Annotated in this window: 12 protein-coding genes; all 12 read left to right on the forward strand. The window is 70.4% G+C overall.

Going from position 1 to position 13,589, the window contains the following annotated elements; genetic code table 11:
• Positions 1–39 precede the first annotated feature (39 nt).
• The 12 genes from FPZ11_RS00790 (at position 40) to argF (ending at position 13,586) form a co-directional block, all read left to right on the forward strand.
• The gene (locus FPZ11_RS00790; RefSeq protein WP_146317547.1) at positions 40–639 is read left to right on the forward strand and encodes a TetR/AcrR family transcriptional regulator; all 600 of its coding nucleotides are present in this window, start codon (positions 40–42) and stop codon (positions 637–639) included.
• An 82-nt stretch (positions 640–721) separates the two neighbouring features.
• Positions 722–1,762: a phenylalanine--tRNA ligase subunit alpha gene (gene pheS / locus FPZ11_RS00795; RefSeq protein ID WP_146317549.1), complete on the forward strand. Its 1,041-nt coding sequence runs from the start codon at positions 722–724 to the stop codon at positions 1,760–1,762.
• Positions 1,763–1,766: 4 nt separating this feature from the next.
• Complete coding sequence (gene pheT, locus FPZ11_RS00800) at positions 1,767–4,286, forward strand: phenylalanine--tRNA ligase subunit beta (RefSeq protein WP_146317551.1); 2,520 nt, start codon at positions 1,767–1,769, stop codon at positions 4,284–4,286.
• A 149-nt stretch (positions 4,287–4,435) separates the two neighbouring features.
• Positions 4,436–5,329, forward strand: a complete 894-nt coding sequence (locus FPZ11_RS00805) for an ABC transporter ATP-binding protein (protein WP_146317553.1) — start codon at positions 4,436–4,438, stop codon at positions 5,327–5,329.
• Positions 5,326–6,135 carry an ABC transporter permease gene (locus FPZ11_RS00810; protein WP_146317558.1) on the forward strand — a complete coding sequence of 270 codons (810 nt, stop codon included), beginning with the start codon at positions 5,326–5,328 and terminating at the stop codon, positions 6,133–6,135. The genes FPZ11_RS00805 and FPZ11_RS00810 overlap by 4 nt, the downstream gene beginning before the upstream one ends.
• Before the next feature lie 67 nt (positions 6,136–6,202).
• On the forward strand, positions 6,203–7,456 hold the full coding sequence (locus tag FPZ11_RS00815) for a sensor histidine kinase (RefSeq protein WP_246846711.1): 1,254 nt from the start codon (positions 6,203–6,205) through the stop codon (positions 7,454–7,456).
• Positions 7,453–8,115 (forward strand): response regulator transcription factor, encoded by a 663-nt coding sequence (locus tag FPZ11_RS00820; protein ID WP_146317562.1) that lies wholly within the window; start codon positions 7,453–7,455, stop codon positions 8,113–8,115. Before FPZ11_RS00815 ends, FPZ11_RS00820 begins: the two co-directional genes overlap by 4 nt.
• A 212-nt stretch (positions 8,116–8,327) precedes the next feature.
• Positions 8,328–9,371 carry an N-acetyl-gamma-glutamyl-phosphate reductase gene (gene argC, locus FPZ11_RS00825; protein WP_146317565.1) on the forward strand — a complete coding sequence of 348 codons (1,044 nt, stop codon included), beginning with the start codon at positions 8,328–8,330 and terminating at the stop codon, positions 9,369–9,371.
• Positions 9,368–10,525, forward strand: a complete 1,158-nt coding sequence (gene argJ, locus FPZ11_RS00830; RefSeq protein WP_146317566.1) for a bifunctional glutamate N-acetyltransferase/amino-acid acetyltransferase ArgJ — start codon at positions 9,368–9,370, stop codon at positions 10,523–10,525. The genes argC and argJ overlap by 4 nt, the downstream gene beginning before the upstream one ends.
• 12 nt (positions 10,526–10,537) lie before the next feature.
• Positions 10,538–11,452: an acetylglutamate kinase gene (argB, locus tag FPZ11_RS00835; protein WP_146317568.1), complete on the forward strand. Its 915-nt coding sequence runs from the start codon at positions 10,538–10,540 to the stop codon at positions 11,450–11,452.
• 35 nt (positions 11,453–11,487) lie between these two features.
• On the forward strand, positions 11,488–12,660 hold the full coding sequence (locus FPZ11_RS00840; protein WP_146322598.1) for an acetylornithine transaminase: 1,173 nt from the start codon (positions 11,488–11,490) through the stop codon (positions 12,658–12,660).
• A complete protein-coding gene (argF, locus tag FPZ11_RS00845) occupies positions 12,657–13,586 on the forward strand; it encodes an ornithine carbamoyltransferase (RefSeq protein WP_146317571.1) in 930 nt (309 codons plus the stop codon). Before FPZ11_RS00840 ends, argF begins: the two co-directional genes overlap by 4 nt.
• Positions 13,587–13,589: the final 3 nt, after the last annotated feature.

A 13,589-nucleotide genomic window follows, 5' to 3' on the forward strand; every position in this document is an offset into this window, starting at 1 on the left:
AGGACCGCTCCGCACGGCCGAACGACGAAGGGGGACGGCGTGCCGACCGGTGTCGCCCTGCAGGATCCCCGTGAGCAGCTCTTCGCCGCAGCCGATCGGGTGATGCTGCGCGACGGGCCCGGCGCGTTGACCAGTCGTGCCGTGACCGAGGAGCTCGGTGTCGCCAAGGGCGTGCTGCATCGGCACTTCGTCGACTTCGACGATTTTCTCGTCGAGCTGGTCGGTGCACATCTTCGTGGACTGTCTGTGATCGCCCACGAGCTGGAGCGCCGCGTCGGCACCCTGACCGTGGTGGCGAACACCCGGTTCGCCCTGACGGGCGCCTTCGATGCGCTCGGGCTGGCCGTCGTGAGTCTCGTGATCGGCAGGGACGAGGTGCGCCGGCGGCTTCGCGGCACGGCCGCCGGCGGCATTCCCTATCTCGCAGAGATCGTCGAGCTGCTCGCCGACTATCTGGAAGTCGAGAAGAGACAGGGTCGCCTCGCCGCGACCGCCGACCCGCGCACCATCGCGGTGACGCTCACGGGTACGTCGCACCTGCTGTTCGCCGGTGAGCTGGGCGGTCTGCCCGACGAATCCGCCGTCGACGAGGTGGTGGAGTCCGTCTTGGTCGGGGCATTGCCGGGCGTCGGCCACTGACCGCGAAGGCCGTGCCCCGCAGCTCCATCGTCTTCTCATCGCCGTCGGGCCGCGGCACGGGGCTCCCGTAGACTTGGTGCTCGTGCCAGAACCCATCGAGATCACCGAATCCGCGGTGCGGCAGGCGGTCGAGGCGGCCCTGGCCGCCGTGGATGCCGCCGCCGACGTCGCGGAACTCAAGGCGGCGCGCACGGCGCATGCCGCGGAGCACTCGCAGCTCGCCCGCCTGAACGCCGCGCTGCGCGACGTTCCCGCCGACCAGAAGGCCGCGTTCGGCAAGCTGGTCGGGCAGGCCAGGGGAGAGGTCAACCGGGCGTTCGCCGCGAAAGAGACCGTCCTCGCCGAGGCGGAGAACGCTCGTCGGCTGGCGGAGGAAGCCGTGGACGTCACCGAGGTGGCGCTGCCGGGGCGGGTCGGGGCGAGGCATCCTCTCTCTCTGCTGCAGGAGCGCATCGCCGACATCTTCGTCGGCATGGGCTGGGAGGTCGCGGAGGGCCCGGAGCTCGAGAGCGAGTGGTTCAACTTCGACGCGTTGAACTTCGACGCCGACCACCCGGCGCGCGCGCTGCAGGACACGTTCTTCGTGGAGCCGCCCGAGGCGCACCTCGTGCTGCGCACGCACACCTCGCCCGTGCAGGTGCGCGCGCTGCTGTCGCGCGAGCTGCCGGTGTACGTCGTGGCGCCCGGCCGCGTGTACCGCACCGATGAGCTCGACTCGACGCACACCCCGGTGTTCAGCCAGGTCGAGGGCATCGCCGTCGACAAGGGGCTCACCATGGCGCACCTGCGCGGCACGCTCGAGCACTTCGCGCGCGCCATGTTCGGCGAGGAGGCGAAGATCCGCCTGCGTCCCAACTACTTCCCGTTCACGGAGCCGAGCGCCGAGATGGATGTCTGGCACCCCGGCGCCAAGGGCGGCCCGCAGTGGATCGAGTGGGGCGGCTGCGGCATGGTGAACCGCAACGTGCTGCGCTCTGCAGGCATCGATCCGGATGTCTACACGGGCTTCGCCTTCGGCATGGGCATCGAGCGCACGCTGCAGTTCCGCAACGGGCTCAACGACATGCGCGACATGGTCGAGGGCGACGTTCGCTTCTCCCAGCAGTTCGGAATGGTGGTTTAAGGGCATGCGCATCCCGCTTTCGTGGCTCGCCGAGTACGTCGACGTCGCCCCCGGCTCCACGCCGGAAGACGTGCACGCCGCGCTCGTCAAGGTCGGACTCGAAGAGGAGGCGATCCACCGCTTCGAGATCTCCGGACCCGTCGTCGTCGGTCAGGTGCTCGACTTCGTCGAGGAGCCGCAGACCAATGGCAAGACCATCCGCTGGTGCCAGGTGCGCGTCGCGCCCGAGGGCGAGACGGCCGCCGATGGCGGCGAGTCTGTGCACGGCATCGTCTGCGGTGCCCATAACTTCTTCCCCGGCGACAAAGTCGTGGTGACGCTGCCGGGGTCCGTGCTGCCTGGACCGTTCCCGATCGCCGCGCGCAAGACGTACGGCCACGTCTCCGACGGCATGATCGCCTCGGCACGGGAGCTCGGTCTCGGCGACGAGCACAACGGCATCCTGCGCCTCGCAGAGCTCGGCATCGACGCACCCGTCGGCGCGGATGCCATCGGCCTGCTCGGTCTCGACGACGCGTCGGTCGAGGTGAACGTCACCCCCGATCGCGGCTACGCGCTGTCGATCCGCGGCGTCGCGCGCGAGTACGCGCACTCCACGGGTGCGGCATTCCGCGACCCGGCCGCCGCGGTTCAGCCCGCCGACGGCGAGGGGTTCACGGTCGTCGTCGACGACCGTGCGCCGATCCGCGGGCAGATCGGCGCGAGCGTGTTCGTCACGCGCGTGGTGCGCGGCGTCGACCCGAGCGCGCCGACGCCGGCCTGGATGATCGCGCGGCTCGTGCTGGCGGGCATCCGCTCGATCTCGCTCATCGTCGACGTGACCAACTACGTGATGGTCGAGCTCGGCCAGCCGACACACGCCTATGACCTGGACAAACTCACCGGCGGCATCACGGTGCGCAGGGCAGAACCCGGCGAGACGATCGAGACGCTCGACGCTCAGGTGCGAAAGCTCGATCCCGAAGACCTCCTGATCACCGACGGGGCGGGGCCGATCGGCCTCGCCGGCGTGATGGGCGGCGCCACCACCGAGGTGAGCGACACCACGACCGACGTGCTGATCGAGGCCGCGAACTTCGACCCGGTGTCGATCGCGCGCTCCGCGAGGCGGCACAAGCTGCCCAGCGAGGCATCCCGTCGTTTCGAGCGCGGCGTCGACCCCGATGTCGCCCGCGCCGCGGCGGCCCGTGTCGTGCAGCTCCTCGAGCAGCTCGGCGGCGGCCACGCCGACGGCCTCGGCTCCACCCTGCACACACCGCCGACCGCGCAGGCGATCCTGCTGCCGCACGGCTACGTGAGCACGCTCGTCGGCGTCGAGTTCACCGACGACGAGGTGCGCTCCACGCTCGCCGAGATCGGCGGCATCGTCGAGCAGCAGACCGACGGCGGGCTGCTCGTGACCCCGCCGAGCTGGCGCCCCGACCTCGGCGACAAGGCCGACCTGGCCGAAGAGGTGGCCCGCATCGTCGGCTACGAGCGCATTCCGTCCGTGCTGCCCGTCGCGCCTCCGGGCCGCGGCCTCACACGCTCGCAGCAGCTGCGCCGCCAGGCGGCGACCGCGCTCGCCGCAAGCGGCCTCACCGAGGTGCTCGTCTACCCGTTCGTGACGGCCGAGCAGAACAACACGTTCGGTTCGGCCGTCGACGGCGAGGTTCCCGCTGTGAGACTGGCGAACGCGCTGGATGCCTCGGTGCCCTTCATGCGCACCTCCCTCCTTCCTGGGCTGGTCGACACCGCCAAGCGCAATCTCTCCAGGGGGCTCACCGATCTCGCGCTGTTCGAGATCGGGCTCGTGTTCCGCCCTGACGGCGCTGTGAGCGGAAGCGCCGAGCTGCCTGCTGGTGCCGCGTTGCCGGCACCGGAGGTCATCGCGGAGCTCGAGGCGGGCATCCCTGCGCAGCCGCGCCGGGCAGGCGCGATCTTCACGGGGGACTCCACCACCAAGCAGCCGGGACAGGCCGCGGTGGCGGCGGGGATCGCTGATGCGCTCGTGGCCCTGCGCACGCTCACCACGGCGCTCGGCGTCGAGGTGGCCGTTCGGCAGGGCACGCACAAGGCGCTGCACCCGGGTCGCACCGCCGAGATCGTGCTCGACGGCGAGGTCATCGGCTACGCAGGCGAACTGCTGCCGGCGCTCGCCGAGTCCTCCGACCTGCCTCGCGTGGTCGGCGTGCTCGAGGTCGACCTCGACAGGCTGATCGAGGCCGCGGGCGGCGACGCTCGGGTCTCCGCCATCTCGACGTTCCCTGCGGCGACGCAGGACCTCTCGCTCGTGGTGGACGCCGCGGTGCCGGCCGGCGACGTTCTCGCGGCTGTCGTCGAGGGCGCCGGCGAGCTGCTCGAAGCCGCGCACATCGTCGACGACTACCGCGGTCAGGGCGTGTCGGAGGGCACCAAGAGCCTCACGTTCGCTCTGCGCTTCCGCGGCGACGACCGCACGCTCACGGCGGCAGAGGCCAGCGAGGCGAAGCTCGCAGGCGCCGCCCTCGCGGGCGAGCGCTTCGGCGCCCACGCGCGCGAGTGAGCGTTCCCACTCCCTGAGCGAGTGCCGCGAGTCCCGCTCCCTGAGCGAGTGCCGCGAGTCGAAGGGCTGGGGCATCCATCGAACGATGGATGCCCCGATCCATCCCTCGCCCCATGGCACGCCGCGCCCCGGCGCGGGAGTCTTGCCGTATGGCGAGCACATCATCACCCGTGGTCAGCGTGCGCGGGTTGCACAAGCGCTACGGCGACGTCACCGCGATCGACGACATCGACTTCGACATCGAGACGGGGGAGACCTTCGCCCTGCTCGGACCGAACGGCGCAGGCAAATCGACGACCATCGAGATTCTCGAGGGCTACCGCGACCGCACCTCGGGCGAGGTGAGCGTGCTCGGCGTCGACCCGCATCGGGCGACGCTCGCCTGGAAGGCGCAGCTCGGCATCGTGCTGCAGTCCGCGGGCGAGCCGGCCGTCATGACGGTCGCCGAGCAGCTGAGACACTTCGCGGGGTTCTACCCGCACCCGCGTGACGTCGACCAGACGATCGCCGCGGTGGGGCTCACGGGCAAGGCGAACACGCGCATCGCCAAGCTGTCCGGCGGGCAGCGCAGGCGCGCGGATGTCGCACTCGGCATCATCGGCAACCCGCGCCTGCTCTTCCTCGACGAGCCGACAACGGGCTTCGACCCCGAGGCACGTCGCGAGTTCTGGGGCCTCATCCGGGAGCTGAAACGCGAGGGAACGAGCATCCTGCTCACCACCCACTATCTCGACGAGGCGGCACAGCTCGGCGACCGCGCCGGCGTGATCGCCGGAGGCCGCATGATCGACATCGCACCCATCGACGAGCTCGGCGGAGCGGATGCCCGCATCCCGCTCGTGCGCTGGCGCGACGCAGCGCAGGTGCGCGAGCTCCGTACCACCGAGCCGGGTCGCACCGTGGCGGAGCTCGTCGCGCGGCTCGGCGCGGAGCCCGACGACCTCGAGGTCGTCAGGCCGAGCCTCGAGGACATCTACCTCAGGCTCGTGGGAGATGCGCATGTCGGATCGGCGGCGGACGACGACGAGGAGGTGGCGGCATGAGCACGCTCGCGCTCGGGGCCGCTCGCACGCGATACGAGGTCGTGGCGTACTTCCGGTCGCTCGACACCGTGTTCTTCACCTTCTTGTTCCCGCTGGTGATGCTGGGCATCTTCACGGCGGCATTCAGCGCATCCGGCGACATCGTGGCGAAGCCGGGCGAGCCGGGCATCAGTGTCGGCGCCTACTATCTGCCAGGCATGCTGGCGGCGGGCGTCCTGCTCTCCGGCGTGCAGAACCTCGCCGTCGACATCGCGCGGGAGAAGTCAGACGGCACGCTCAAGCGGTTGGGCGGCACGCCGCTGTCGCCCATCTCCTACTTCGCGGGCAAGATCGGGCAGGTCTTCGTGACCGCCGTCATCCAGGCCGTGCTGCTGCTGGCCGTCGCGAGGCTGCTCTTCGGCATCGCGCTGCCGACCGACGGCAGCAAGTGGCTGACGTTCGCGTGGATCTTCGTGCTCGGCATCGTCACCTCCGCCGTGCTCGGCATCGCCCTCTCCGCGCTGCCGCGATCGGGGCGGTCCGCGAGCGCCGTCGTGGTGCCGATCGTGCTCATCCTGCAGTTCATCTCGGGCGTCTACCTGAACTTCAGCCAGCTCCCCGGCTGGATGCAGACCATCGCGGGACTCTTTCCGCTGAAATGGATCGCGCAGGGCATGCGCAGCGTGTTCCTGCCCGACGATTTCGTCGCGCTCGAGCCGAACGACAGCTGGCAGCTCGGCGGCATCGCCGTGGCGCTCGTGGTCTGGCTCGTCGTCGGACTCGTGATCAGCAGGATCACCTTTCGTTGGATCCACAAAGACCGATGACGCGAGGCGCGACGGGCCGACACGGGTCGCCGCGCGCGCGGTGCGATGCGAGAGTGGACCCGTGAACATGCAGAAGCGGCTCTGGTGGGATGCCGCGGTCGCGGTCTCCGTGCTCGCCTGCGCGTTCCTGGTCTGGCTCGACACGGCATTCGACCACGCGATGCCGAAGAACGCTCTCGGTGCGCTGCTGGCGCTGGCCGCGTTCGCCGTCGCGTATGGAGTGTTCGGCAGGTGGCTGATCGGCCGTCCGCATCCGGTGGCGTCGCAGGTCTACCTCGGCGTCGTGGTCGTGATCACGGCGGTCGGCTGCGCGGCCGATCCGAACATCGCCGTGCTCCAGGCGATCGCCTACCCGCTGATCGGCTGCTTCGCCCCCGTCGGATTCTTCGGCATGCTCGCCTGGGATGTGCTGCTCGCTCTCGGCGTCTTCGTCGGCCTCGCCGCCGGTCCGGCGGGCGCCACGGCCGCGGCGATCACTGCGGTGCTGTCGTTCCTGTTCGCGGTCGCGATCGGGCTCTGGATCCTGCGCATCACCCATTGGGGACTGGAGCGGGCGAGACTGCTGTCCGAGGTGCAGAAGGCACAGCAGCAGGCGGCGGTGTCGGCGCGGGATGCCGGCGCCGCCCGCGAACGCGAACGTCTCGCCCGTGACATGCACGACACGGTGGCGCAGTCACTGACCGGCCTGGTCATGCTGGCGGAACGGGCCCAGCGACAGGCATCCGCTCCGACGGGTGCAGGTGAGCTGCCCGACACGTTGGCGACGATTGAGGATGCCGCCCGCGAGACCCTGCGCGAGATCCGCTCCCTGGTGGCCGAGACCACAACCCCGTCGGTGGACGACGGACTCGCGGAGGCCGCCCGGCGGGTGGTGCAGCGCTTCGCCCGCGAGACCGGAATCGCCGCGAGCATCGAGTTCGACGCCGTCGTGCCGCAGCGCGAGCACGAGGTGGTGCTCCTGCGCTGCCTGCAAGAAGGGCTCGCCAACGTGCGCAAGCACGCACGGGCCGCGACGGCGGCGGCCACACTTCGATCGGTCGGCGACACGGTCGTGCTCGAGGTCGTCGACGACGGTGTCGGCGTCGCAGGCGTCGTCGACGACGAGGAGGGCTTCGGACTCGCCGGCATGCGGGAGCGTGTGCGCATGTTCGGCGGCACCGTCGCGCTGCGCCCGGCTCCGGGCGGCGGCGCCCGTCTCACCGTCTCCGTGCCGAGCGGATCGGGCGCGGCGGCGGTCGATCCGTCCGTGGCCGACATCGTCGAGCACGCTGTCGACGACGAGGCATCGGTGCGCACCGCGCACGAGGGAGGCGCAGCGTGATCCGGGTCATCATCGCCGACGATCATCCGCTCGTGCGCCGCGGCATCCGCGCGATGCTCGACGACGAGACCGACCTCGACGTGGTCGCCGAGGCGGAGAACGGGGCAGAGGCTGTCGAACGGGCGGCGACAGTGGGCGCCGACGTCGTGCTCATGGACCTGAGGATGCCCGTGCTCGGCGGCGCCGGCGCCACCGCCCGCCTCCTCGCCGACGCCCGAGCGCGGGGCGACGTCGTCAGGGTTCTCGTGCTCACCACCTTCGAGTCCGACGCCGACGTGCTGCAGGCGATCGAGGCCGGCGCGAGCGGATACCTGCTGAAGGCCGCACCGCACGACGAGGTCGTGGCCGCCGTGCGCGCCGTGGCGCGCGGCCGTACGGTGCTCGCGCCGGGGATCGCGGAGGCGCTGGTGCGCGGCACCCGGAATGCGGCGATCGAAGGCGTGCGGCTCTCGGACCGCGAGGCTCAGGTGCTGGCTCTGGTGGCCGAGGGATCGAGCAACGTGCAGATCGCCGCCCGGCTCTTCATCGCGGAGTCCACGGTGAAGACCCACCTGGTTCACGTGTTCGAGAAGCTCGGGGTCGACGACCGCACGAGGGCGGTGACGAGGGCGCAGGAGCTCGGCCTGCTCGATTCGCGCCCACCCCGACCCGCCCGCTAAGCTGGCCGACATGTCTTGCACCCGGCGCACCGTCACCGCACAGGTCTTCTCGACCCGTGCCGTGCGCCGACGTCTGTGCCGATCGGTTCTGCGCCGATCTGTTCCGAACGCTCGCCGAAGCTAGGCGACGCGTACAGACCCGCGCGATGGTGCGGTTCACTGTGGGCGTCGCCGTGCCGACACCGTCCGCTCACTCCTCTTAAGGTAAAGACATGTCCTATTCGGTCGCCGTCGCAGGCGCCTCGGGCTACGCGGGGGGAGAGATCCTCCGCATTCTGGCCGACCACCCCGATTTCGAGATCCGCACGGTCACCGCCGGTTCCAACGCCGGCACGCCGTTGATCGATCACCAGCCGCACCTGCGTTCGCTCGCGCACCTCACGCTGCAGGAGACGGATGCCACGACCCTTGCCGGTCACGACGTCGTCTTCCTGGCGCTGCCGCACGGAGCGTCAGGTGCCATCAGCTCCCAGCTCGGCGACGACGTGCTCGTCGTCGACTGCGGCGCCGATCACCGACTCACCTCCGAGGCCGACTGGAACGCGTTCTACGCCGGCGACTACGCCGGCGCCTGGACGTACGGCGTGCCCGAGCTGCCCACCACGGACGGCAAGCAGCGGGATGCCCTCGCCGGCGCCACCCGCATCGCCGCACCCGGCTGCAACGCGAGCTCCGTCTCCCTCGCCATCGCCCCAGGCGTGGCGGCCGGCCTCATCGACGACAGGGACATCGTCGCGGTGCTGGCCGTCGGACCGAGCGGAGCGGGCAAGAGCCTCAAGACCACCTACCTGGCCTCCGAACTGCTGGGCAACGCCGTGCCATACGGCGTCGGCGGCACGCACAGGCACATTCCCGAGATCCTGCAGAACCTGCGGGCCGCCGGGGCGCCGAACCCGGCCATCTCGTTCACGCCGATGCTCGTGCCGATGGCGCGGGGCATCCTCGCCACCGTCAGCGCACCGTTGAAGCCCGGTGTCTCGGTCGACGAGGTGCGCGCGGCATGGAACGACGCCTACGCGGGGGAGCGGTTCGTGCAGGTGCTGCCCGCCGGCAAGTTCCCGCGCACCTCCGACGTGCTGGGTGCGAACACCGCTCTCATCGGCGTGGCGGTCGACGCCGCGGCGAATCGCGTGGTCTCGATCGTCGCCGTCGACAACCTCGTCAAGGGCACCGCGGGTGCCGCCATCCAGTGCGCGAACATCGCGCTCGGTCTGCCGGAGCATACCGGCCTCAGCGTGAACGGAGTCGCACCGTGAGCATCACGGCACCAGCAGGATTCGCCGCATCGGGCGTCGCGGCAGGACTCAAGGCATCGGGTGCCCGCGACCTGGCCGTCGTGCACAATCTCGGCCCGTTGCAGAACGCCGCCGCCGTGTTCACCTCCAACCGCTGCCAGGCCAACCCGGTCATCTGGAGCAAGCAGGTCGCGAGCGACGGCATCGTCTCCGCCGTGGTCCTCAACTCCGGCGGCGCCAACTGCTACACGGGCACCGAAGGATTCCAGACCTCGCACGCCACCGCAGAGGCCGCGGCGGAGCAGCTCGGCGTCTCCGCCGGCGACGTCGTCATCTGCTCGACCGGACTCATCGGCGAACAGCTCGACCGCGCCGCGCTGATCTCCGGGGTGGAGCAGGCCTCAGCGGCCCTCTCCGAGGACGAGGCGGGCGGCCTCGCCGCCGCCGAGGCGATCATGACCACCGACACGCACCCCAAGCAGGCGGTCGTCGTCGGCGACGGCTGTTCGATCGGCGGCATGGCCAAGGGTGCGGGGATGCTCGCCCCCGGCCTCGCCACCATGCTCGTCGTCATCACGACGGACGCCGCGCTCGATTCCGCCGCGCTCGACCGGGCGCTCCGTGCCGCCACCCGCGTCACGTTCGACCGGCTCGACTCCGACGGCTGCATGTCGACGAACGACACCGTCGTGCTGCTCGCCTCGGGCGCGTCCGGCGTCACCCCTGGCGAGGACGAGTTCGCGCTCGCGCTCACCGACGTCTGCCGCGATCTCGCGTTGCAGCTGCAGGGCGACGCGGAGGGGGCATCCCACGACATCGCCATCGAGGTCGTGCATGCGGCGACCGAAGACGACGCCGTGAATGTCGCGCGCGCCGTCTCCCGCAGCAATCTCTTCAAGGCCGCCATCTTCGGCAACGATCCCAACTGGGGCAGGGTGCTCGCCGCGGTGGGCACGACCGACGCCGAGTTCGACCCCTACGGCATCGACGTGGCGATCAACGGCGTGCAGGTGTGCACGGCGGGGGAGCCCGACCAGCCGCGCGACCTCGTCGATCTCGCGCCTCGCGCGACGTCGATCCTCATCGACCTGCACGCGGGCGATCACGCGGCGACCATCCTCACGAACGATCTCACGCACGATTACGTGCACGAGAACAGCGCGTACGCGAGCTGACGGGGGACGCGCATGACCGACCCCGCCGACACCGAGCCGCAACCGCTCCCGTTGATCGAGCACCACAGCACGAAGGCTGCCGTGCTGATCGAGGCGCTGCCCTGGCTGAAGAAGTTCCACGGCCAGACCATCGTCATCAAGTTCGGCGGCAACGCCATGGTCGACGAGGAGCTCGTGCGGGCCTTCGCCGACGACATCGCCTTCCTGCGCTACGCGGGCATCCGTCCTGTCGTCGTGCACGGCGGCGGCCCGCAGATCTCCGCCATGCTCGACCGGCTCGGCATCGTCAGCGAGTTCCGCGGCGGGTACCGGGTGACGACCCCAGAGGCCATGGAAGTCGTGCGCATGGTGCTCACGGGCCAGATCAGCCGTGACATCGTCGGCCACATCAACCTGCACGGAGCTCTCGCGTCCGGCATCTCCGGCGAAGACGCCCGGCTCTTCGAGGGGCGGGTGCGCAAGGCGCTGATCGACGGCGAGCCCGTCGATCTCGGCCTCGTCGGCGACGTGGTCAGCGTCAACCCGGAGGGCGTGATGGCCGAGCTGCACGCGGGCCGCATCCCCGTCGTGTCGTCCATCGCGCTCGACGTCGACGTGCCGGGGCGCAGCCTCAACGTGAACGCGGATGCCGCGGCCGCCGCGCTCGCCGTCGCTCTGCGCGCTGCCAAGCTGGTCATCCTGACCAACGTGCCCGGTCTCTACCGCGACTGGCCCGACCGTGATTCCCTCATCTCCACCGTCTCCGCCCTCGAGCTGCGCGAGCTGCTGCCGTCGCTCGACGCGGGGATGATCCCCAAGATGACCGCGTGCCTCGACGCCGTCGACGGCGGCGTGCCGAAGGCGGCCGTCATCGACGGCCGCGATGCTCACTCCCTGCTCTTCGAGCTCTTCACCACCAGCGGCAGCGGAACGGAGGTGACCGCGTGACGACCACGTGGCACGACGACGCGGACCGCGACCTGATGAGCCTCGGATCCCGCCTCGCGCTCTTCGTGCGCGGCGAGGGTTCCTCGGTGTGGGACGAGAAGGGCAACCGCTACCTCGACTTCCTCGGCGGCATCGCCGTGAACTCGCTCGGCCACGCGCATCCGGTGTTCGTGGATGCCGTCTCCCGCCAGGCCGTGACGCTCGCGCACGTCTCCAACTACTTCGCCTCCCCGCAACAGTTGCAGCTCGCGGCGACCGTGAAGCGCATCGCCGGCACCGGCGACGCCGGCAGGGTGTTCTTCGCGAACTCCGGCACCGAGGCGGTCGAGGCCGCCGTGAAGCTCGCGCGACTGCACGGGCATGCCATAGGGACCGAGACCATCCTGTGCCTCGACGGCGCGTTCCACGGTCGGACCATGGGAGCGCTGGCCGTCACGCCGAAGGCCGCCTATCAAGACCCGTTCATGCCGATGCTGTCGGGAGCGCGGGCGATCGAACCCACGATCGAGGCGCTGGAGGCGGCGTTCGCGCAGCCGCAGGCATCCATCGCCGCACTCATCGTGGAGCCCATCCAGGGTGAGGCCGGCGTCGTCGAGCTGCCGGACGGCTATCTGCGCAGGGCGCGCGAGCTCACGACGCAGCACGGTGCGCTGCTGATCGTTGACGAGGTGCAGACCGGTGTCGGCCGCACGGGAGAGTGGTTCGCCTTCCAGCGGGAGGGCATCGTGCCCGACGCGATCACCCTGGCCAAGGGCATCGCCGGCGGCTTCCCGCTGGGTGCGCTGGTCACGTTCGGCGCCGCGAGCGACCTGTTCCAGCCCGGCAACCACAACTCCACGTTCGGCGGCAATCCGCTGGCGACCGCGGTCGGCCAGGCCGTGATCGGTGAGATCGAGCGCGCGAACCTGCTGCAGAACGCCGCGGTGCGCGGCGCCCAGCTGTGCGCCGGCGTCGAGGGGATGCCCCTGGTCAGCGGAACCCGCGGCGCGGGCCTGCTGATCGGCATCACGCTGAAGGCACCCGTCGCCGTGCAGCTCCGCGACGAGGCGCAGCGCAGAGGGCTCATCGTGAACGCTCCCGACGCGAGCGTCATCCGCATCGCCCCCGCCCTGACCATCGGCGACGCCGAGGTCGAAGAATTCCTCGCACTCTTCCGGGAGGCGGTCGAGACCGTCGCCGCCGGCATCGATCAGGAGAACGCATCATGACCCGTCACTTCCTCCGCGACGACGACCTTTCGCCGCACGAGCAGACCGAGATCCTCGACCTCGCCGTGCAGATCCGCGCCGACCGCTGGGGGCGCAAGCCTCTCGATGGACCGCAGACGGTGGCCGTGATCTTCGACAAGTCGTCGACGCGCACCAGGGTGTCGTTCGCGGTCGGCATCGCCGACCTCGGTGGCAGCCCGCTCATCATCAGCACCGCCAACAGCCAGCTCGGCGGCAAGGAGACGCCGTCCGACACGGCGCGTGTGCTCGAGCGCATGGTCTCGGCCATCGTGTGGCGCACCTACGCGCAGTCCGGCCTCGAGGAGATGGCTGCCGGCACCACGGTGCCCGTCATCAACGCGCTCTCCGATGACTTCCACCCGTGCCAGCTGCTCGCCGACCTGCTCACGATTCGGGATGCCTTCGGCACGCTCGCGGGCCTCACCGTCGCCTTCCTCGGCGACGGTGCCAGCAACATGGCGCAGTCCTACCTGCTCGCCGGCGCGACGGCCGCCATGAACGTGCGCGTCGCATCCCCCGTCGAGTTCGCTCCGCACGAGACGGTGGTCGGCGACGCGGATGCCATCGCCACGAGCACGGGCGGCTCGGTCACGCTCTTCACCGATCCGTTCGAGGCGGTCGCCGGCGCCGACGTCGTCGTCACCGACACCTGGGTGTCGATGGGCAAAGAAGAGGAGAAGGCGCACCGCATCGCTGCGATGGGCGGCTACAAGGTCACCCAGGAGCTGATGGACACGGCCAAGCCCGGCGCGATCTTCCTGCACTGCCTGCCCGCCGACCGCGGTTACGAGGTCGACCCCGAGGTCATCGACGGCCCGCAGAGCGTCATCTGGAACGAGGCGGAGAACCGCTTGCACGCCCAGAAGGCGCTCCTGACGTGGCTGCTGGCAAAGAACGCGGCCTGAGAC

Source organism: Humibacter ginsenosidimutans, from assembly GCF_007859675.1.
GTDB lineage: Bacteria > Actinomycetota > Actinomycetes > Actinomycetales > Microbacteriaceae > Humibacter > Humibacter ginsenosidimutans.